This is a genomic window from Dactylosporangium aurantiacum (assembly GCF_000716715.1).
In the GTDB taxonomy this organism is placed as follows: domain Bacteria; phylum Actinomycetota; class Actinomycetes; order Mycobacteriales; family Micromonosporaceae; genus Dactylosporangium; species Dactylosporangium aurantiacum.
Genome location: NZ_JNYJ01000020.1, coordinates 86,461 through 107,784, shown reverse-complemented (window position 1 = coordinate 107,784; position 21,324 = coordinate 86,461). Strand labels below are relative to the sequence as shown.

Annotated in this window: 18 protein-coding genes; 13 read left to right on the top strand and 5 right to left on the bottom strand. The window is 75.3% G+C overall.

From position 1 onward, the window contains the following. Positions 1-100 precede the first annotated feature (100 nt). Positions 101-1,660, top strand: coding sequence for a PP2C family protein-serine/threonine phosphatase (locus OP18_RS22195; RefSeq protein ID WP_081970993.1), 1,560 nt, complete (start codon positions 101-103; stop codon positions 1,658-1,660). Between the two features lie 7 nt (positions 1,661-1,667). Here OP18_RS22195 and OP18_RS22190 read toward each other — a convergent pair whose 3' ends face one another. The 4 genes from OP18_RS22190 to OP18_RS22175 all read right to left on the bottom strand — a co-directional run bounded on the left by OP18_RS22190 (position 1,668) and on the right by OP18_RS22175 (position 4,403). Then, a complete protein-coding gene (locus tag OP18_RS22190; RefSeq protein WP_052387130.1) occupies positions 1,668-2,069 on the bottom strand; it encodes an ATP-binding protein in 402 nt (133 codons plus the stop codon). Beyond that, positions 2,066-2,398: an STAS domain-containing protein gene (locus OP18_RS22185; RefSeq protein ID WP_033360892.1), complete on the bottom strand. Its 333-nt coding sequence runs from the start codon at positions 2,396-2,398 to the stop codon at positions 2,066-2,068. Before OP18_RS22185 ends, OP18_RS22190 begins: the two co-directional genes overlap by 4 nt. Before the next feature lie 97 nt (positions 2,399-2,495). After that, positions 2,496-3,182, bottom strand: coding sequence for a response regulator (locus OP18_RS22180; RefSeq protein WP_033360891.1), 687 nt, complete (start codon positions 3,180-3,182; stop codon positions 2,496-2,498). 105 nt (positions 3,183-3,287) lie between these two features. Then, a complete protein-coding gene (locus tag OP18_RS22175) occupies positions 3,288-4,403 on the bottom strand; it encodes a sensor histidine kinase (protein ID WP_033361011.1) in 1,116 nt (371 codons plus the stop codon). Between the two features lie 134 nt (positions 4,404-4,537). On the opposite strand from OP18_RS22175, the gene OP18_RS22170 reads away from it, so the two are divergent. From OP18_RS22170 to OP18_RS22155, 4 genes are all read left to right on the top strand, one after another. Then, positions 4,538-5,734, top strand: a complete 1,197-nt coding sequence (locus OP18_RS22170; RefSeq protein WP_081970992.1) for a serine hydrolase domain-containing protein — start codon at positions 4,538-4,540, stop codon at positions 5,732-5,734. A gap of 21 nt (positions 5,735-5,755) precedes the next feature. After that, positions 5,756-6,682 (top strand): acetamidase/formamidase family protein, encoded by a 927-nt coding sequence (locus OP18_RS22165; protein ID WP_033360889.1) that lies wholly within the window; start codon positions 5,756-5,758, stop codon positions 6,680-6,682. Positions 6,683-6,830: 148 nt separating this feature from the next. Then, entirely contained in the window at positions 6,831-8,648 is a 1,818-nt protein-coding gene (locus OP18_RS22160) for a right-handed parallel beta-helix repeat-containing protein (protein WP_245635493.1), read from the top strand. A gap of 233 nt (positions 8,649-8,881) precedes the next feature. After that, complete coding sequence (locus OP18_RS22155; protein WP_033360888.1) at positions 8,882-9,082, top strand: hypothetical protein; 201 nt, start codon at positions 8,882-8,884, stop codon at positions 9,080-9,082. Positions 9,083-9,090: 8 nt separating this feature from the next. On the opposite strand, the gene OP18_RS22150 is transcribed toward OP18_RS22155, so the two are convergent. Next, complete coding sequence (locus tag OP18_RS22150; protein WP_033360887.1) at positions 9,091-10,041, bottom strand: AraC family transcriptional regulator; 951 nt, start codon at positions 10,039-10,041, stop codon at positions 9,091-9,093. Between the two features lie 227 nt (positions 10,042-10,268). Between OP18_RS22150 and dnaK the strand changes: the two genes are divergently transcribed. From dnaK to OP18_RS22105, 8 genes are all read left to right on the top strand, one after another. Further along, positions 10,269-12,128, top strand: coding sequence for a molecular chaperone DnaK (dnaK, locus tag OP18_RS22145; RefSeq protein ID WP_052387127.1), 1,860 nt, complete (start codon positions 10,269-10,271; stop codon positions 12,126-12,128). Between the two features lie 4 nt (positions 12,129-12,132). Further along, positions 12,133-12,675: a nucleotide exchange factor GrpE gene (locus OP18_RS22140; RefSeq protein ID WP_063745561.1), complete on the top strand. Its 543-nt coding sequence runs from the start codon at positions 12,133-12,135 to the stop codon at positions 12,673-12,675. Next, on the top strand, positions 12,668-13,636 hold the full coding sequence (locus tag OP18_RS22135) for a DnaJ C-terminal domain-containing protein (protein ID WP_033360886.1): 969 nt from the start codon (positions 12,668-12,670) through the stop codon (positions 13,634-13,636). Before OP18_RS22140 ends, OP18_RS22135 begins: the two co-directional genes overlap by 8 nt. 38 nt (positions 13,637-13,674) lie before the next feature. After that, positions 13,675-15,309, top strand: coding sequence for a sensor histidine kinase (locus tag OP18_RS22130; protein WP_063745560.1), 1,635 nt, complete (start codon positions 13,675-13,677; stop codon positions 15,307-15,309). A 143-nt stretch (positions 15,310-15,452) separates the two neighbouring features. Then, complete coding sequence (locus OP18_RS22125; protein WP_052387126.1) at positions 15,453-16,748, top strand: FAD-dependent oxidoreductase; 1,296 nt, start codon at positions 15,453-15,455, stop codon at positions 16,746-16,748. Positions 16,749-17,022: 274 nt separating this feature from the next. After that, positions 17,023-17,979: a TIGR03885 family FMN-dependent LLM class oxidoreductase gene (locus OP18_RS22120; RefSeq protein ID WP_033360885.1), complete on the top strand. Its 957-nt coding sequence runs from the start codon at positions 17,023-17,025 to the stop codon at positions 17,977-17,979. Between the two features lie 48 nt (positions 17,980-18,027). Next, a complete protein-coding gene (locus tag OP18_RS52875) occupies positions 18,028-20,718 on the top strand; it encodes an ATP-binding protein (RefSeq protein WP_052387125.1) in 2,691 nt (896 codons plus the stop codon). A 24-nt stretch (positions 20,719-20,742) separates the two neighbouring features. Further along, the gene (locus tag OP18_RS22105; RefSeq protein ID WP_033360884.1) at positions 20,743-21,126 is read left to right on the top strand and encodes a response regulator; all 384 of its coding nucleotides are present in this window, start codon (positions 20,743-20,745) and stop codon (positions 21,124-21,126) included. Positions 21,127-21,324: the final 198 nt, after the last annotated feature.

Here is a 21,324-nt window from a genome sequence, read left to right as displayed (position 1 = left end):
GGATTCGCGGCCGGATGGCCGGAAGCGGGGTGAATGTCGAAAGCGAAACGCCCGTCGTGCCCGTCGGTCCGGGCGGTGGTCGCCGCACTAAGCTGCTCTGATGGCACACGACGGTGCGCGGCGCGGCGGCGCGCCGACCACTGCGGGCGGTGACGACGGCACCGTCACGGCGGTGGTGCGCGCACTGCTGTCGGCGGTGCCGGCCAGCTGCACCTGGCTGCAGCCGCTGACGGGTGAGGACGGCCGGGTCGACGACTTCCTGATCGCGGCGATCGGCGGGCGCGGCGACGACCTGTACGGCCGCGGCGTCGACCGGATCGGCGAGCGGGTCGGCGAGCTGTACCCCAGCATGGTCGGCGGCCCGCTGTGGCTGCTGTACTTCCAGGTCCTGGACACGGGCGTGCCCGCCGAGCTGCCCGACTTCCGGTATGCCGAGCAGCGGGCCGGGATCGTCGCGGACTCGCTGTTCGAGGTGAGTGTCCAACCCGCCCTCGGCGGGCTGCTGGTCTGGTGGCAGCGCACCGACGAGGCCCGCCGCCGGCTGGAGCGCACCGAGCTGCTCGGCAGCCTCGGCTGGGCGGAGTACGACCTGATCACCGGGCGCAGCGAATGGTCGCCGGGCATGTTCCGGATCTTCGAACGGGACCCGGCGCTCGGGCCGATGTCCCGGGCGGAGCAGTCCGCGGCGCTGTTCGCCGACGACCGGGGGATCAGCGAGACCGCGTGGCAGACCATGGACAGCGGCGCCGCGTCCGACGTGACCGTGCGGGTCCGGACCGGCGACGCGGTGAAGTACCTGCGGATCCTGTCCGACGTCGCCCGCGACGCCGACGGCAGCCCGCTGAAGGTGTATGCCGTCGTGCAGGACGTCACCGCCCGCGAGGACACCCGCACCGCCATGGAGCGCCTCAGCGACCAGCTGCGCACCCGCGAGATGACGGCCCTCGCCGAGCACCGCCTGGCCGCGCAGCTGCAGACCATGATCCAGCCCGTGCCGCCGGAGCCGTTCGACCTGGCCGGGCTGCAGGCGGTGGTGAGCTACCTGCCCGCGGAGCGGGCCGTGCGGGTCGGCGGCGACTGGTACCACGCGCAGACCCTGCCGGACGGCCAGGTGGCCCTCGCGGTCGGCGACGTCGCCGGGCACGGCATGGACGCCGCCAACGGCATGGCGCACCTGCGGTTCTCCCTGGTGGCCTGGCTGTCGATCGGCATCCGCGACCCCGGCGCGCTGCTCGGCCACATGAACCTGCTGTGCCTGCAGCTGGGCATCACCGGCACCGCCGTGATCGGCGTCTACGACCCGGCCGCGCGGACGCTGTCGTGGGCGCGGGCCGGGCACATGCCGCCGCTGCTGGCCCGCGGCGGCGCCGTCAGTGAGCTCGACCGGCCCGCCGGGCTGCTGCTCGGCGCCGCGGGCGACACGGTCTATCCGGTCCTCGCCCCGACGCTGCAGGACGACGACCTGGTCCTGTTCTACACCGACGGCCTGGTCGAGCGCCGCTCCACCGACACGGACGTACTACTGGATCAGGTGAAACAGACCCTCGCGGAGGTCTCGGCCGACCCCGACCGGCAGTCGCTGGACCGGCTGCGCGCGCTGCTGCACCACCCGAGCCCCGACGACGACACCTGCACCCTGGCCGTGCGCGTGCGGTCCTGACCGGTGCTCAGAGGTGCAGGCGCAACCGGACCGTGGTGCCGTCGGGGCCGCTGACGGAGTCGACCTGGTCGCAGATCCGCTCGACGATCGCCAGCCCCCGGCCGCGGACCGCTTCGGGTGCCGGCATCGGTCGCTGGAACGTCCGCGGCGGCCCCTGGTCGACGACGTCGCAGACGACCTGCCCGGCGTCGGCCCACACGCGGACCCGGCCGCCGCCGGTGGTGTGCTGCATCGTGTTGGTGGCCAGCTCGTTGACGGCGAGCATCAGCAGCTCCGTGCGCGCCTCGGACATGCCGAGGGCGAGGGCGTGGCCGCGCACGAACTGCCGGACCGCGTTCAGGTCACCTGCCTCGCGGTAGGACAGGGTTTTCGGGAGCGCGCCGCCGGCGTCCGGCTCCGGCGGGTTCACGACACCGGCCCGGTGCCGTTGACCGGCGGTGCCAGCAGCTGACCGATCCCCGTCATCTCCAGGACCTGCGCCACGGTGCCGGAGGCGTTGACGACGTGCAGCCGGTGCCCCTGCCGCTGGGCGGCGTGATGGCCCTTGACCAGGCCGTGCACGCCGCTGGAGTCGATGAACCGCAGCCCGGCCAGGTCGACCACGGTGACCGGCGCGCTGTCGACGGCCGCGAGCAGCGCCGCCGTCAGCTCGTCACGGACCGTGAGGTCGCACTCGCCGACCAGGGACACGACGGCCCGGCCGTCCTCGGCCGACGTCCGCGCCTCGAACAGCGCCATCGCACCACCTTCCGCGTCGTCAGGAGCCGTCCCGGCCACCATCATGGCATCTGCGGCAGGCCTCGGCGCGCGGCGCGTCACCCGCGCCGGGGCCCGCTCACGCCGGCGGCGGTGCGGTGCCGCGCGGGGCCGGCACGACCAGGCCGCTCTCGTACGCCACGACCACCGCCTGCGCCCGGCTGCTCAGCCGCAGCTTCGCCATGAGCCGCTTGACGTGGGTCTTCACCGTCGCCTCGCTGAGCACCAGCCGCTGCGCGATCTCGGAGTTGCTCAGCCCGTTGCCGACCAGGCACAGCACCTCGGTCTCCCGGGCGGTCAGCTCGTCGAGGCGGGCACCGTCCGGGGCGCGGCGGTGGTGCATCGCGTACGTCTCGATCAGCCGGTGCGTGATCCGCGGCGCGATGAGGATGTCGCCGCCGGCGACGGTGTGGACCGCCGAGATGATCCGCTGCGGCGGGGTGTCCTTGAGCAGGAACCCGGACGCGCCGCCGGCGAGCGCGGCGTACACGTACTCGTCCAGGTCGAACGTGGTCAGCACGACCACCCGCGGGTGCTGCTCGCCGGGCGCGGCCAGGATCCGGCGGGTGGCGGCGATGCCGTCCAGGACCGGCATCCTGATGTCCATCAGCACGATGTCGGGCGCGGTCGCGGCGGCGAGCGCCACCGCCTCGGCGCCGTCGGCGGCCTCGCCGGCGACCTCCAGGCCGGGCGCGGCGCGCAGCAGCGCCACCAGCCCCGCGCGGATCAGCGCCTGATCGTCAGCCACAAGCACTCGCACCGTCATGGCGTCACCTGCGCTGCGCTGGCGTCACCTGCGCTGCGCTCCGGCGCCGCCCTGACCGCGAAACTGCGCCCATGATGCCCGGCTCCTCGCTCCGCTGCGGGCCGGTCATGGCCCCACCTCCACCGGCAGGCGCAGCTCGACCGCGAACCCGCCGCCGGCGGCCGGTCCCGCGGTGAGGACGCCACCGTACAGCTCGGCGCGCTCCCGCATGCCCAGGATGCCGTGCGCCGTCGGCGAGCGGTGGCCGCGCTGCGGCGGGCGGCCGGCGCCGTCGTCGGTGACCCGCACCGTCAGGGTCCGGTCGCCGTGCTCGACGTGGACCCGGGCGGTCGCGGGCCCGGCGTGCTTGAGCACGTTGGTCAGCGACTCCTGCACCACCCGGTACGCGCACAGGTCCGGCCCGGGCGGCAGGGGGCGCGGCGTGCCGGCCACGGCGACCTCGACCGGCAGGCCCGCGCCGCGGACCCGCTCGACGAGGTCGTCCAGCTGGGCCAGGCCGGGCTGCGGGGCCAGCTGCGCCCCGTCGACGTCGTCGACGCGGAGCACGTCGAGCAGGCGGCGCAGGTCCAGCAGCGCGTCCCGGCTGGCGCCGCCGACGGTGGCGATCGCGGTCCGGGCGGTCGGCAGGTCGGTGTCCAGCACGTACTCCGCGACACCCGCCTGCAGCGAGATCACCGACATGTGGTGGGCGACGATGTCGTGCAGCTCCCGGGCGATGCGGACCCGCTCGGCGGCGACCAGCCGCGCCGCCTGCGCCGCGAGCCGCTCGGCCCGCCGCGCCCACCGCCGGGTGCTCTCGCCGAGGACCCACGCGCCGAGCATCACCAGCAGCGACTGCGCGACCTGCGACCACACCACGGCGGAGGCCGCGGTGGCGAACGCGATCGACGTCGCGACGACGGTCGTGGCGAACATGACCGCGGCGACGGGCCGGGACCGCAGCGTCGCCACGGTGAACATCGCCACGACCATGCCGATGCCGCCGTTGGGGAAGTCGCCGAAGCCGGCCAGGCTGTACGCGACGAGCGCGGCCACGATGACGAGCATGGTCAGCACCGGGGCGCGCTGGCGCAGGGCGAGCGGCGCCACGGTCAGCACGCCGAGCACGGCCGCCCGCCAGTCGGCCGGACCCGCCTGCCCGGCGAGGGTCGCCACGCTCAGCCCCGCGAGGACCGCCGCGAGCAGCACGTCCACCAGGGCGGTGTTCAGGGGGAGCCGCACCGTGCCCACGCTAGCCGCGACCGCGCCGGGCATCGACCGCCGGCGGTGGTATCCGGGCGTACCCCCAGGAGGGTAGCCGCGGTTGCCGTCCCGGGGCGACGACGGGCGTCGATGCGCCGCCTAGCGTCGAGGACATGAGAAACCTCGTGATGACCCTGACGGCGATGACCGCCGTGACCGCCACGCTGGGCACCGCCGGGGTGGCCGCCGCCGCCCCGCGGGTGGACACCCGGGCCGTGCTGCAGCGCGACAGCGACGCCCTGCTGGCGCAGGGCGCGCCAGGGGTGCTGGTCGAGCTGGACACCGCCCGCGGCGACGTCCGGGTGCGCAGCGGCTACGGCGACACCGCCGCGCGGACCCCGGTGCCGTGGGACGGCCGCTTCCGCGTCGGCAGCTACACCAAGACGTTCGTGGCCGCGACCCTGCTGCAGCTGGTCGGCGAGGGCCGGCTGACGCTGGAGGACCCCGTGGAGCGGTGGCTGCCCGGCGTCGTGCGCGGCAACGGCAACGACGGGCGCGCCGTCACCGTACGGCAGCTGCTGCAGCACACCAGCGGGCTGCCGGAGTACCTGGCCGGGCTGCCGTACCTGTTCGAGCGGGAGGGCTTCGAGCGGCACCGGTTCGACACCGTCACCCAGGAGCAGGCGGTCGCGCTGGCCATGGCGTTCCCGCCGGAGTTCGCGCCCGGCACCCGGTGGAGCTACTCGAACACCAACTACGCCCTCGCCGGGATGATCATCGAGCGGGTCACCGGGCACACCTGGCAGCACGAGGTGCGGCGGCGCATCGTCGGGCCGCTCGGGCTGCGCGACACCGTCGTGCCCGGCACCGACCCGGACGTCCCGCGGCCGCACGCCGTCGGCTACGAGCGTTTCCCCGCCGGCGGTACCCCGGACGACCCGAGCTACGGCGAGCCGATCGACGCGACCAGGCTCAACCCGTCGTGGGGCGGCGCCGCCGGGGCGATCATCAGCACCGCCGCCGACGCCAACCGCTTCCTGCGCGCCCTGCTCGGCGGGAAGGTGCTGCGCCCGGCCGAGCTGGCCGAGATGCGCCGCACGGTGCCGACGAACGACGAGTTCCGCGCGAACTGGCCCGGCGCCCGCTACGGGCTCGGCCTCATGTGGGTGCCGAACTCGTGCGGCGGCTCGTGGGCGCACGGCGGCGACATCCACGGCTACCGAACCCGCAACGGCGTCACACCCGACGGCACCCGCAGCGTGGTGGTGTCGATGAACACCGACTCGTTCCAGCGCGCGCCCGGCGTACCGAAGCCGACCAAGGACATCACGATCGACCTCATCGACCACGCCCTGTGCGGCGGGCACTGACGCCTGGTTTACTGCCACATCGTGGAGCACGTGCTGGAACCCGACGACCGGACGCTGCACGGTTACTTCTCGCCGGACTATCCGCCGGTGCTGACCGTGCGGCCCGGCGACAGCGTCACCTTCCGGACCCTGGACTGCTGGTGGTCGGCCGGCCCGTCCACCGGTGAGGCCCCGCCGGACCGCCCGCGCGTGCCGCAGCACCGGCCCGAGTACGGTCACGCGCTGGTCGGCCCGGTCGAGGTGGCCGGCGCGAAGGCCGGGCAGACCCTCGAGGTCCGCATCGACGCCGTGGTCCCGGCGCCGTGGGGGACCACGGTCGCGGGCGGCTGGCCGAGCGGGCCGAACCGGCGCTACCACCTGGAGGCCGAGGGCGTCGTGCACGCCTGGCAGCTCGACCCGGCCGCGATGACCGGCCGTAACCAGCACGGGCACACGGTGCCGCTGCGGCCGTTCATGGGCGTGCTGGGCATGCCGCCGGCGGAGCCCGGCGAGCACTCGACGATCCCGCCGCGGGTGCACGGCGGCAACCTCGACTGCAAGGAGCTGGTCGCCGGCACCACGCTGCTGCTGCCGATCCCCGTCGACGGTGCCCTGTTCTCCGTCGGCGACGGGCACGCGGCCCAGGGCGACGGCGAGGTCAGCGGCACCGCGATCGAGTGCCCGATGGACCGGGTGACGCTCACGTTCGGGGTGCGCGACGACTTCCCCGTGACAGGACCGGTCGCCCGTACCGGCGACGCCTGGCTCACGATGGGGCTCGGCGACACCCTCGACGACGCCGCGTACGCCGCGCTGGAGTCGATGTTCGCGCTGCTGGAGCGGCTGCACGGGGTGGCGCGCGCGGACGCGGTCGCGCTGAGCAGCGTCGCGGTCGACCTGCGGGTCACGCAGATCGTCAACCAGGTCGTGGGCGTGCACGCGGTCCTGCGCGACGGCGCGGTCACCTGACCGGGCGCATCGACGGCGGTTGACCCGTCGCGGGCCGGTGGCTACGGTGTCGTCAGGAATACGCTTTCCTCGCGTGTCGACGGCAGACCCGCCCAGTCACCGGCCGTCCACCCCGGGCGCGCGCCCGCCGCCCCCATGGAGCTCCCTCGTGGACAACCGAGTCCCCATCCGCCGCCGCTGGCCGGTGCTCGCCGCCGCGGCCGTCGCGGCCGCCGCCGCCGTGGTCCTGTCCGGCCCGCTCGCGTTCGCGGCCACCCTGTTCACCGACGACTTCGCCGACGGCGCCGCCGACGGCTGGTCGAAGTCCGGCGGCACCTGGTCGGTCGTCAACGACGGCTCGGCCGTGTACCGGCAGTCCAAGGCCGCCAGCGACCTGGCCCGCGCGTTCGCCGGCCAGTCCGGCTGGAGCGACTACACCGTGGTGGCCAGGGTCCGGCCGCTCGCCTTCGACGGCGCCGGCACCGACCGCTTCGCCGGCCTCGCCGCCCGCTCCACCGGCTCCACCAGCTACGACCGGCTCGTGCTGCTCAGCGGCGACCGCGTGGAGCTGCAGGCGGTGCGCTCCGGTGCGGTCACCGTCCTGGGTGTGGTGAGCCTGCCGGTGAGCACCGGGCGCTGGTACACGCTGCGGCTGGAGGAGTCCGGCACGACCGTGCGCGGGTACGTCGACGGCGCGCTGGTCGGCAGCGGCCCCAGCCAGTCGGCCACCGGGCGGCTCGGCGTGCAGACGTTCCGCGCCTCGGCGGACTTCGACGACGTGGTCGCGCAGACCGGCGGCGGCACCGGCCCGTCACCCGGCACCCCGGCGAGCGGGTCGCCCAGCGCGCCGGCGAGCCCGTCGCCCAGCACCTCGGCGAGCGTGCCGCCCGGCAGCACCCTGATCGTGGCGCCGACCGGTGACGACGCGGCCGCCGGCACCCTCGCCGCGCCGCTGCGCACCATCCAGCGCGCGGTCGACCTGGCCCGGCCCGGCACGACGATCGCGCTGCGCGGCGGGACGTACGCGCCGGCCACCAACGTGCAGCTGGTGAAGAGCGGCACGGCCGCGGCGCCGTACACGATCACGAACTACGCGGGGGAGCGGGTGCTGCTGGACGCGGAGCAGATGCCGCACACGCCGGCGCCGCTGGACGCCAGCATCCCCAACGCCGAGCGGGGCGCGATCCACATCGAGGCGTCGTACTGGCGCATCGTCGGCATCGAGATCGCGCACGGCCCGTACGGCATCTTCTGCCGCGACTGCTCCGACAACGTCTTCGACCGCCTGGTCACCCGCGACAACTACGAGACCGGGCTGCACATCCAGGGCGCCTCCAGCCGCAACCAGGTCCTGAACCTGGACAGCTACGGCAACCACGACCCGCGTAAGAACGGCGAGAGCGCCGACGGCCTGGCCGTCAAGGAGGGCTCCGGCACCGGCAACGTGGTGCGCGGCGCCCGGCTGTGGAACAACGTCGACGACGGCTTCGACGCCTGGGAGTTCCTGTCGCCGATCACGATCGAGTCGTCGGTGGCGTGGGGCAACGGCGTCAACCGGTGGAACTTTCCCGATTTCGCCGGCGACGGCAACGGGTTCAAGCTCGGCGGCGGCGACGAGGACCTGCCCGCCGGGCACGTGGTGCGCGACAGCATCGCCTTCGACAACGCCCAGGGCGGCTTCATCGACAACGCCAACCCCGGGGCGCTGCGGCTGGACCACGTCACGGCCTGGCGCAACGGCGGCACCGGCGTCGACGTCGCCGACGCCGCCGCGACCGTGACGGCGAGCCTCGCGGTCGCCAACCGGGTCCAGGTGTCGCTCGGCTCGTCGGCGAGCAGCGGCAACTCGTGGGACCTCGGCGGCACGTGGACGCCGCAGAGCACCGACGCGTCGGTGATCACCGGGCCGCGCACGTCGTCCGGCGCCATCGCGTCCTCGCCGTTCCTGCGCCCCGCCGGCGGCGCGGACGTCGGCGCCCGCATCTGACCACCCGGGCCGGGCGGCGACGCCGTCCGGCCCGGCACCCGCGTTTGCCGGACAGACCTCCGCGCGCAGCGGATCGCGGCCGGGTCCCGTCCCCGCCTACGCTGGACGTTCCTGGGGGCACGGACCGCGGCCGGCCGCGGCGCCGCCGCCGACCGGGGAGCTCAACCCCCTCGAGCTCGCGCCAACCGGTCGTCATGGCGTCCGCGGCCGGCCGCCGACGATCGGAGTCATCCTTGCCGCACCCAGCGTCCGTCCGGTTCGAGATCGCCCAGATCGTGGCCGCGCTGGAACAGGTGGCCGCCGCGCTGGCCACCGGGCCGGCCGGTGACGCCGAGCGGCTCGCCCCGGCGGTGCGCCGCGCGCACGGCGCCGCGCTGCGGCTGTCCGCCTACCTCGACGACGAGCTGCGACCGGGCCACGACCCCGGCGCGTAGCCCCCGGCTCACCGGTGCAGGGTGGCCGACGGGGTCTCGCCGAACCGGGCCCGGTACGCCGCCGCGAAGCGCCCGAGGTGGCCGAAACCCCACCGGTGCGCCACCTCGGCGACGGTGACCTCGTGCGGTCCGGCGGCCAGCAGCTCGTCGCGGGCGCACCCGAGCCGGATGCGGCGCAGCATCGCCAGCGGGGCGAGCCCGACGTGCCGGCGGAACCCCTCCTGCAGCGCCCGGACGCTCACCCCGGCGACCGCGGCCAGCTCCGTGACCGTGAACGCGCGCGCCGGGTCGGCCCGTATCGCGTCGACGGCCCGCTGCACGGTGCGCGGCCGGGCCGGCGCGGCGGGCTCGAGCAGCTCCGTCAGGTGGCGGTGGCCGGCCGCGTACAGCAGGCCACGCAGCGCCTCCCGGCCGAGCCCTTCGGCGATCGGGGCGCGGGACACCAGCCCGCCGGCGTTGTGCAGGTCGGTGCTGAGCAGCCGCAGCAGCCGTACCCAGCTCAGCGCCGCGCCGCTGGTGACGCCCATCGCGGGGGCCAGCTCCAGCGGCCCGCGGACCGGCCGGCCGAGCAGCGACTCCAGCTCCTCGTGCAGGGCGGCCCGGTCGAGCTTCACGCACAGCACCCGGTCACCGCTGCCCCACCGGTCCAGCCGGATCTGGCCGTGCGGGCCGAAGACGACCGCCCGGGTGGGGTCGGCCTCCACCTCGACGCCCCGGTGCACGGCGCGCAGCGTGCCCGACAGGGGGACGTTGACGTGGTACGCGGTGTCCAGGTCGGTGTGGCTCATCCGGATCGCCGCGCCGAACTCCAGCTGCGCGAGCGTGACCGGCCCGGCGACCAGGGCGTCGAAGGAGAACGGCAGCGGCGCCGACGGCTCGACCGGCTCCAGGCGGATCGGGTAGAAGTACTCGTGGCACAGGGCGCGGGCCTCGTCGACGCCCTTCACCCTTCGTGACATCCGCTGTGCTGGGTGCATCCGTTCGATCCTGGCAACACCCGTCACCGCACGTCAAGCGGCTGGACCGGGGACGGCCGGGTGCCCGCCGGGACCATGCGCCCCGGTCATTCCGGCCGGGTGAGACGCCGTCGTGACGGCACGGCGAGCCTTGGAGTCGGCCGTGCCCGTCGAAGGTCCGGCGGCAGGCGGCCGAAGGGCGGCTGAAGGGCTCGAGAGGGGACGCACACATGGCACGCGCTGTGGGAATCGACCTCGGCACGACCAACTCCGTGATCGCCGCGTACGAGGGTGGCCGGCCGACCGTCCTGCCCAGTGCGGAGGGCAGCAGGACGACGCCGTCGGTGGTGGCGTACACCGAGGGCGGCGAACGGCTCGTCGGGCAGCTCGCCCGCCGGCAGGCGGTGCTCAACCCCAAGGGCACGATCTACTCGGCGAAACGCTTCATCGGCCGCAGGTTCGACGAGGTGAGCGAGGAGACCCGCGCCGTCACCTACGACGTCGTGTCCGGCGCCGACGGCACGGTGCGCTTCGACGTGCGCGGCAAGCAGCTGTCGCCGGAGGAGGTGTCCGCGCAGATCCTGCGCAAGCTCGCCGACGACGCGGCCAAGCACCTCGGCGAGAAGGTGACCGAGGCGGTCGTCACGGTCCCCGCGTACTTCAACGACGCGCAGCGGCAGGCGACCAAGGACGCGGGCAGGATCGCCGGGCTCAACGTGCTGCGGATCATCAACGAGCCGACGGCGGCGGCGCTGGCGTACGGGCTGGACAAGAAGGGCCACGAGACGGTCCTCGTGTTCGACCTGGGCGGCGGCACCTTCGACGTCAGCATCCTCGACGTCGGCGACGGTGTCGTCGAGGTCCGGGCCACGTCCGGCGACACGCACCTCGGCGGCGACAACTTCGACCACCGCCTCGTCGAGCACATCGCCGGGCAGTTCCAGCAGGAGACCGGCATCGACGTGCGCACCGATCCGCAGGCGCTGCAGCGGCTCACCGAGGCCGCCGAACGTGCCAAGATCGAGCTGTCGTCGGTGACGCAGACGCAGGTGAACCTGCCCTTCATCACCGCCGACGCGACCGGGCCGAAGCACCTCACGATGACGCTCACCCGCGCGACGTTCGAGGAGCTGACCCACGACCTGCTGGAACGCACGATGGGGCCGGTCCGGCAGGCGATGCAGGACGCGAAGATCACCGCCGGCGACCTCGACGAGGTGATCCTCGTCGGCGGCGCCACCCGGATGCCGGCCGTGCAGGCCCTGGTGCGCCGCCTCACCGGCGGCAAGGAACCGAACATGACGGTCAACCCCGACGAGGTCGTCGCGCTCGGCGCGGCCATCCAGGCGGGCGTGCTCAAGGGCGACGTGCAGGACGTCGTGCTGCTCGACGTGACGCCGCTGTCGCTGGGCGTGGAGACCCTCGGCGGGCTCATGACGAGGATCATCGAGCGGAACACGACGATCCCGGCCCGGCGGGCCGAGACGTTCTCCACCGCCGAGGACAACCAGCCCGCCGTCGACGTCGTCGCGCTGCAGGGCGAGCGGGAGCGCGCGGCGGACAACCGGGTCCTGGGCCGCATGCGGCTGGAGAACATCCGGCCCGCCCCGCGCGGCGCCCCGCAGATCGAGGTGACCTTCGACGTCGACGCCAACGGCATCCTCAACGTGTCGGCGAAGGACAAGGACACCGGCGCCGCGCAGCAGATCACCATCACCGAGAGCGGCACCCTGGACACCGCCGAGGTGGAGCGGATGGTCCGCGAGGCCGCGGAGCACCGGGCCGAGGACCAGGAGATCCGCCAGCGGGTCGACGCCAGCAACGAGCTCGACGGTGCGGCGTACCAGCTGGAACGCGGTCTGCAGGAGCGCGGCGACGTGCCCGAGCACGAGCGGGCCCGGGCCACGGTGCTGATCGGCGAGGCCCGCGAGGCGGTACGGGAGCAGGCGCCGACCGCGCGGATGCGGCAGCTGACCGAGGACCTGCGGCAGATGACCCTGGCGCTGAGCAGCCAGGCCGCCCAGCCGCGGGCCGCCGCCGGCGCGCAGGGCGCCGACGACGTCATCGACGCCGACTTCAACACGGGGTGACGCCGTGGCCGACGACAACGCGGTCGCGTCCGCCGAGGACGTCGCCGAGCTCACCGAACGCTGGCGGCGGGCGGCCGCCGACGTGGAGAACACTCGCAAATGGGCCGACCGGAACTCGGCCCGGCAGCGGGAGGAGGAGCGGCTCACGGTGACCGCCGCGTGGCTGCCGGTGCTGGACAACCTGGACCTGGCGCTGCAGCACGCCGGCGCCGACCCGGCCACGATCGTGCAGGGCGTCGCCGGGGTGCGTGAGCAGGCGGTCGGCGTCCTCGCCCGGCTCGGCTTCGCCCCAGTCGGCGAGGTCGGCGAGCCGTTCGACCCGGTGCGGCACGAGGCGGCGGAGGTCGACCGGGACAGCGACGCGCCGCCGGGCACGGTCGTGCGGGTGCTGCGCCCCGGGTACGGCGACGGCGACCGGCTGCTGCGCCCGGCGGTCGTGGCGGTGAGCGCGCCGCCGGGCCTGGAGCCGGCGGACCGGACCGAGCCCGGCGCGGCGCACGACACCGGGCCCGACCCGCAGCCGGAAGCGGGCCGCGACGGTGGCTGAGGACCGCGACCCGTACCAGGTGCTCGGCGTGGCCAGGGACGCTACGCCGGAGGAGATCCAGCGCGCATACCGCACCCTGGCCCGCCGCCAGCACCCCGACATCAACAAGGACCCCGGCGCCGAGGAGCGCTTCAAGCAGATCAACGAGGCGTACCACGTGCTGTCGGACCCGCAGCGTCGCGCCGCGTACGACCGTTCGCGCGCCCGCCGGCGGGCCCGGGCCACCGCCGGCGCGTCGCCCGGCACAGGCCGGCCGGGCGCGGCCGCGGGTTGGCAGCAGCCCGGCGCCGCCGCCGGTTGGCAGCAGCCGGGTGGCGGGTGGCCGGGTGCCGGCGGCACCTCCGTCGACGTCGACCTGGAGGACCTGCTCGGCAGCATGTTCGGCGGCGGGCACGGCACCGGGCCCGGCCCGGTCCCCGGCGCCGACACCAGGGCCGGCATCACCATCGGCATCGAGGACGCCTTCCGCGGCGGCCGGCACCAGGTGAGCCTGCCGGGCCCCGACGGCCGGCCCCGCCGCTACGACGTGCGGATCCCGGCCGGTGTGGTCGACGGCCAGCGGATCCGGCTCGCCGGCCAGGGCAACCCGGGCGTCGCCGGCGGCCCGCCCGGCGACCTGTACCTCGTCGTGCACCTCGCGCCGCATCCACGCTGGCGGGTCGAGGGCCGCGACGTCGTGCTGGACCTGCCGGTCGCGCCGTGGGAGGCGGCGCTCGGTGCGCAGGTGCCGCTGGACGCGCCCGGCGGCCCGGTCCGCGTCGGCGTGCCGGCCGGGACGCCGTCGGGGCGCCGGCTGCGGCTGCGCGGTCAGGGCCTGCCCAACCCGCGCGGCGCCGCCGGTGACCTGTACGCCGAGGTGCGGATCACGGTCCCGGCGACGCTGACCGAGCCGGAGCGTCACCTGTTCGAGCAGCTGCGCGCGGCCTCCACCTTCGACCCGCGGGCCTCCGGCACGTCGTGATCAAGCGGCACCGCCGCTGATCGCGTACCGTGCCTGCTGTGATCGGCACGGCTGAAGCCCCACGGGCGCGCAGGTGGGACCAGTGGAGCACGTCCCGCTGGTTCGCCTCGGTCCTGATCGTGATGGTGGTCCTGGTCCTTGCCGGCGCGGCGGTCGGCACGGCGGTGCTGTCACGCACGGCGTCGGTGTCCAACCGGCTCAGCGACCGGATCTCCCCGGCCCGCACGGCGGTCGTCGAGCTCACCGCCGCCCTGGTCGACCAGGAGACCGGCGTGCGCGGGTTCCTGCTCAGCGGCGACGAGCGGTTCCTGGAGCCGTACGCCCGGGGGCTGGCCGGCGAGCGGGCGCTGCTGGCCCGGATCCGGCAGCTGCTCGAGGACGAGCCGGTCGCCCTCGCCGACCTCGACCGGGTCGAGCAGCAGGCCCGCGAGTGGCGGACCACCGTGGCGGACCCGTCGATCGAGACCCGCCGCCGCGCCGGCGACCCGGCGGCCGCGGTCGACGCCGTGCTCAGCGGCAAGGCCGCGTTCGACGCGGTCCGCGCCCGGATCGGCACCCTCGACGGGCACCTCGCCCAGATCCGGGACCGGGCCCGCGCCGACCTGGACGAGGCCCGCCAGCTGCGCGACCTGGCGTTCCTCGGCATGGTCGGGTTCATGCTGCTGTTCATCACCGTGATCGCGGTGCTGCTGCGCCTGGTGGTGGTGCGCCCCCTGGACCGGCTGAGCGTCGGGGTGCGCCGGGTCGCCGGCGGGGAGTTCGACCACCGGCTCGCCGTGCAGGGCCCCGCCGACCTGGCCCGGCTGACCGGCGACGTGGAGACGATGCGCCAGCGGATCGTGGACGCGTACATCGCCAGCCAGCGGGCCCGGGCGGCGCTGGAGCAGCAGCAGCTGGAGCTGCACCGCTCCAACGCCGACCTGGAGCAGTTCGCCTACGTCGCCTCGCACGACCTGCAGGAGCCGCTGCGCAAGGTCGCCTCGTTCTGCCAGATGCTGCAGCGGCGGTACAGCGACCAGCTCGACGACAAGGCCCGGCAGTACATCGCGTTCGCCGTCGACGGCGCGACCCGCATGCAGCGGCTCATCACGGACCTGCTGACGTTCTCCCGCATCGGCCGGGTCTACGACGACAGCCGCTCCGTCGACCTCGACGAGGTCGTCGAGCAGGCCGAGGCGAACCTCGCCGGCGCCATCACCGAGCGGCGGGCCCGCATCGAGCGCCCGCCGCTGCCGACCGTGCCCGGCGACATGACGCTGCTGACGATGCTGTGGCAGAACCTCATCAGCAACGCCATCAAGTTCCGCGACCCCGACCGGGACCCGGTGGTGCGGGTCGCGGTCGGCGAGGCCGACGGCATGTGGCAGTTCAGCGTCGAGGACAACGGCATCGGCATCGACCCCAAGTACGCCGACAAGATCTTCGTCATCTTCCAGCGGCTGCACTCGCGGGAGACGTACACCGGCACCGGGATCGGGCTGGCGGTGTGCAAGAAGGTGGTGGAGTTCCACGGCGGCACGATCCGGCTCGACGAGACGTACCGCGACGGCGCACGGTTCGTGTTCACGCTGCCCCGCGCGCCGGCCGGCGCGGAGCCGTCCGCCGAGCCCGCCGCCGGCGGCACCGCGGAGACCGCCGGCGCCGAGGACGGCAGCGCGCTGACCGTGCGCTGACCGTGCTCGGCCGGCGGTGAGCGGCGTTGCGGGGCGGGCCGTGGCGGCGCGGTGCGTCGGCTTGCCGTCCGTGCGTGTGGGTCCTTCGACGCAGACGCGGCGCCGCCGGGGGCGGATCGTCCGGGGTGAAGGAGGTACACCCCATGACGAAGCATCATCCGGACCACGCGGTGGTCCTCGGCGGCAGCGTCGCCGGGTTGATGGCGGCCGCCGCGCTGGCACAGCGGTACGCCCGGGTCACCGTCGTCGAACGTGACGTCCTGCCGCGCGGCGGCCCCCACGCCCACCGCCGCGCGGTGCCGCAGGGCCGGCACGTGCACGGGCTGCTGCCGCAGGGGCGGCGGGTCGTGGAGGAGCTGCTGCCCGGGTTCACCGAGCGGATCGTCGCCGCCGGCGGGCACCGGGGCGACATCCTCGGCAACACCCGCTGGTACCTCAACGGCCGGCGGCTGTGCCAGGCGCACACCGGGCTGACCGCGGTGTCGGCGAGCCGCCCCCTCATCGAGGGGACCCTCCGCGACCTCGTCCTGGCCCTGCCCAACGTGACGCTGCTGGACGGCCACGACGTCGTCGGCGTGTGCGGCACCGCCGAGCGGGTCACCGGCGCCCGGGTCACCAGCCTGCACGGCGCGGGCTCCCGGGTCGTGCCCGCGGCCGTCGTCGCCGACGCCACCGGCCGCGGGTCCCGCGCCCCGCAGTGGCTCGCCGACCTGGGCCTGCCCGTGCCGCCGGAGGAGTCGGTGCGCATCGACCTGGCGTACACCTCACGGGTCTTCGCCGCGCCCGAGGACCTGCTCGGCGACGACGTCGTGGTGGCCACCGCCCGCTTCCCGGGCCAGCACCGCAGCGCCGTCATGCAGCGCCTGGAGGGCGGCCGCGTCCTGGTCACCCTCGCCGGCGTGCACGGCGAGCGGGCCCCGGCGGACCTGCCGGGGTTCACCGAGTACGCGGCGTCGCTGCCCGTGCCCGACACGGCGGACGCGGTACGCGCGGCGACCCCGCTCGGCGAGGCGATGCCGTTCCGGTTCCCGACGTACGTGCGCCGCCGCTACGAGCAGCTCGAGTCGCTCCCGGAGGGCCTGCTGGTGCTCGGCGACGCGGCCTGCGCCTTCAACCCCGTCTACGGCCAGGGCATGTCGGTGGCCGCCATGTGCGCCGACGTGCTGCGCGGCACGGTCGAGCCGGCCGCGTTCTTCGCCGCCCAGGCCCGGCTGCTGGACGCCCCGTGGACCCTGGCGGTGCGCGCCGACGTCGAGGGCCCGTCCGAGCCGCTGCGCCGCCTGCAGCTCGCCGCCGAGCACGACCCGGAGCTGGCCGCGGCGTTCATCAGGGTGACGTCGCTGGTCGACCCGCCGTCGGCGCTGGCCGCCCCGTGGATCGCGGAGCGCCTGTCGCCGGCCGGGCCCGCCCCGCGGGCGGCTACCGCCGGACCACGGTGACGCCGCGGCGGAGGCCCTCGGCGGTGGCCGCGGACAGCAGGACGGCACGGTGGCTGCCGAGGTCGGGCCGCACGCACTGGCAGCGCCCGGGCCGGACCGGCGCGTCGTGACGCCGGCGCCGACGACGACGTCGACCAGCCGGGGCCGGCGCCGCTCGGGCCGACCGCGAGGATCTCCGCGTCGGAGCCTTCGAGCCACGCGTCGCCCAGAGCCGGGACTGGTGCGGGTGTGACCCGTGCATGAGTCGCGGGGGCCGGTGGGTATGAGGGGGCGCATGACGGTCTTCGGGTTGCACAACTCCCACGAGCAGATCCATCCGTCCGCGCTGCTGGCGGCGGTGCGGCGGGCCGAGTCGGCGGGGTTCACCGCCGCCATGTGCTCCGACCACTTCTCCCCCTGGAGCGAGCGGCAGGGCCAGTCGGCGTTCGCCTGGTCGTGGCTCGGGGCGGCGCTGCAGGCCACGCAGCTGCCGTTCGGGGTGGTCAACGCGCCCGGGCAGCGGTACCACCCGGCGATCATCGCGCAGGCGATCGGGACCCTCGCGGCGATGTACCCCGGCCGGTTCTGGGCGGCGCTGGGCACCGGCGAGGCCAGCAACGAGCACATCACCGGCGGTGGCTGGCCGCGCAAGGACCTCCGCAACGCCCGGCTGCGCGAGTGCGTCGACGTCATCCGGGCGCTGCTGGCCGGCGAGGAGGTCAGCCACGACGGCCTCGTCACCGTCGACCGGGCCCGGCTGTGGACCCGGCCGGACGAGCCGGTGAAGCTCATCGGTGCCGCCGTCAGCGTGGAGACCGCCGGCTGGGTCGGGCAGTGGGCCGACGGGCTCATCACCGTGAACCAGCCGGAGGAGCACCTGCGGCGGATGATCGAGGCGTACCGGTCCGCCGGCGGCCGCGGCGAGCTGTGCCTGCAGGTGCACCTGAGCTGGGCGCCGACGCAGGAGGAGGCCCTGGCGGTCGCGCACGAGCAGTGGCGCAGCAACATCTTCGCCCCGCCCGTGTGCTGGGACCTGGAGACCGCCGAGCACTTCGACGTCGTGTCGCGGGACGTGACCCCGCAGCAGGTCACCGGGACGGTGCACGTCAGCGCCGACCTGGGCCGGCACGCCGAGATCCTGCACCGGTACGTCGAGCTCGGCTTCGACCAGATCTACCTGCACCACGTCGGGCAGCAGCTCGACGAGTTCGTCGACGCCTTCGGTGCCAAGGTGCTGCCCCAGCTGAGGTAGTCCACCGGAAAACCGAAGGACGGGCCCGCGGCGACCGATAGGCCCGTCATGTGGTCCGTCGTGCCGCGCGCCGGGGTCCTCGCCACACTCGTCGCGGCCCTCGCCGCGGCCGTGTCGGTCGGGGCCGGGGTCGTGCTGGACCGTGCCCAGGAGCGGGAGCTGACGCAGGCGCTGGACCGCAAGGTGAGCGCGGTCGCCGCGGCCGTCGTGCACGAGACCGGCCGGTACGTCGACACCCTGCGCACCGTGGCCGCGGCGGCCGGCGCGTTCGAGCCGCTCACGGCCGGCAACTTCGCCCAGGCGGTCGAGCCGCTGCGGCACATGGGACTCGCGGGCGCGACGTCGATCGCGTTCATGGTGCCGGCGCAGGACGGCGACGTCGACCGGGTGCAGGCGCTGTGGCGGCAGCGGGGCGTGCCGGACCTGACCCTCACGCCGGCGGGTCCGGGCCCGGGGCACATCTTCTCCATCTTCAGCGAGGCGTTCGACGGCACGACCGCGGGTGCGGTGGGCATCGACGTGACGCAGGCGGAGACGCCGGCGCGGGCGCTGTGGGAGGCCCGCCGCTCGGGCGGGGTCACGGTGTCCGACACGTACCTGCTCATCCGCGACCGGGGCCTGCCCGAGGACCAGCGGCAGAAGTCGTTCGTGCTGACCGCGCCGGTGTACGGCGCGCCGGGCTCGCCGCGGGCGTCGGACCCGGCCGGGGTCCGGCCGTTCCTCGGCTGGGTGCTGATGGGGCTGCGCGGGCAGGACTTCATCGCCGCCGCGGTGCGGCGCACCACCCAGGACACCGCGGACGTGACGCTGACGGCCCCCGACGCCGACGGCGCGCCCGCGGTCGTCGCCGCCGTCCGCGCGCACTCCGACCGGCGCCGCACGGAGCACCGGACCGCCGACGTCGCGGTGGCGCAGGCCCGGTGGCGGTTGCGGATCAGCGTCGTGGCCGCCGACCTGCCCGGGGCGGGCCCGTTCCCGGCGGCGATGTCGACCGCCGGACTGGGCCTGGGCGGGCTGCTGGCCGCGCTGACGTTCGTGCTCGGGACCCGGCAGGCCCGCGCCGACGCCCTGGTCGTGGCCGCGACCGCGCGCCTGCGGCGGACCGAGGCGGAGGCGCGCGAGCACGCGGACCTGCTCACCGCCGTGGTCGACAGCGTCAGCGACGGCGTCGGCGTGGTCGACGAGCGGGGCCGGTTCCTGCTGCACAACCCGGCGGCGCGGGCGCTGCTGGGGGTGGAGGACAGCCAGACCGGCGCGGAGTCCTGGCAGGAGCACTACGGCATCTTCCGGGTCGACGGCACCACCCCGTTCCCGAGCGGTGAGCTCCCGCTGGCCCGGGCCCTGGCCGGCGAGCCCAGCGAGCAGGTGCCGATGGTGATCCGCAACGCGGCCAACCCGGACGGGATCGTCATCACCGTGTCGGCCCGGCCCCTGCACCGTGGCGCCGGGCGCCCCGGCGCGGTGGCGGTGTTCCACGACGTCACCGCGCGGGCCGCCGCGGAGCGGGCCATCGCCGAGGCGAACGCGGCGATGCGCGAGGAGCTCACGCTGCGCGAGGCCGCCGAGGCCGGGCTGCGCGCCGCGCGGGACGAGCTGGCCGCCGAGCGGGCGTACCTGCGGCAGGTCCTGGACGCCCTCGACGTCGCCGTCGTCACCTGCGACGCCGGCGGCCTGGTGGTCCACACGAACCGGGCGGCGCGCGCGGCGATCCCGGGCGTGGACGCCGACGCCGGCGTGCCGCTGACGGTCGCGGAGACCAGCCGCCGGGTCCGCCTCGCCCACCCGGACGGCACGCCGTTCACGGAGCGGGACCTGCCGCTGCTGGTGGCGCTGCGCGGCGGGCGGGTCGACGGGGTCGAGGCGCACGCGACGTACGCCGACGGCCACCATCACGTCGTGATGATGCACGCCCGGCCGTTGCGGGACCGGGAGGGGCGGATCGCGGGCGCGGTCGCGTCCTCGTACACGATCACGGCGCTGCGGCAGCGCGAGGCGGAGCTCACCGCGTTCGCCGGCATCGTCGCCCACGACCTGCGCAGCCCGCTCACCGCGATCGGCGGGTTCACCGAGTACGTCCGCGACTCGCTCGCCGACGGCGGCCCGGGGCACGAGCACCGGCAGGAGCGGGAGGTCCTGGACCGGACCCTGGCGACCACGGCGCGGATGCGCCGGCTCATCGACGACCTGCTCGGCTACGCCGCGGCCCGCGACGCCGTGCTGGACGCCCGCGATCTCGACCTGCGTGCCGTCGTCGACGACGTGGTCACCGAGCGGCTCGCGGCGCTGGCCGCCGACCCGACCAGCCCGCCGCCGCAGATCTTCGTCGGCGCGCTGCCGTCGGTGCACGCCGACCCGGCGCTGCTGCGGCAGCTGCTGGACAATCTCATCGGCAACGCGTTGAAGTACACGCCGCCGGGGCAGCCGGCCCGCGTGGACGTGTGCGCGACCCCGCAGGACGACGGCTGGGTCCGCGTGGACGTCGCCGACCGCGGCATCGGCATCCCCGAGGGCCAGCACGACGCGATCTTCACCGGGTTCCACCGGGCGCACCGCACCGCCGGGTACGCCGGCACCGGCCTGGGCCTCGCCATCTGCCAGCGGGTCGTCGAGCGGCACGGCGGCACGATCACCGCCAGCGACAATCCCGGCGGTGGGGCGCGGCTGTCCTTCACCCTGCCGGTCGCGCGGTCCGCCCGCCACACCCGCTCGCGCGTCCCCTCCGACCGGCCGTTTGAGTGACGCCAAATCGGTAAAAAAGATGATATGGCTGCTGTGGTGGTCGCCGATGACGACCCGGTCGTCCGGCAACTCGTCGCCCGGATGCTGCGCCGCTGCGGGCATCACGTGGTGACCTGCGACGACGGTGAGCAGTTGCTGGTGGCGGTCCGCCGGCACCCGCCGGACGTCGTGGTCACCGACCATCAGATGCCCGGCCTCACCGGGCTGGCGGTCGTCGCACGGCTACGGCAGGACCCCGCGACGGCCGGCATCCCCGTCGTCGTCGCGTCGGGCTCGGTCGGCCCCGACGAGGCCGCCGCCCTGCTGGGCGACGCCGACCGGCTCCTGGTCAAGCCCTTCACCACCGCGCAGCTGCGCGAGACGGTCGAGGACGCCCTGCGGCGCCGGCCGTTCAGCCCGGCAGAGTGAGCACGAACCGGGTGCCCGGGTCGCCCGGCTCGTAGGTCAGGTCGCCGCCGTGCGCGGGCCGGCTCCCGCACGATCCACAGCCCGGGGCCGACCGGCCGGTGGTCCTCGCCGCCGCTGTACCGGCAGAAGAGCGCACCGCGATGGGCGGTCGGCGGCGGCGTCCCCGCACCCGCGGCCGGAGCGCAGGGGCGCCGCGGT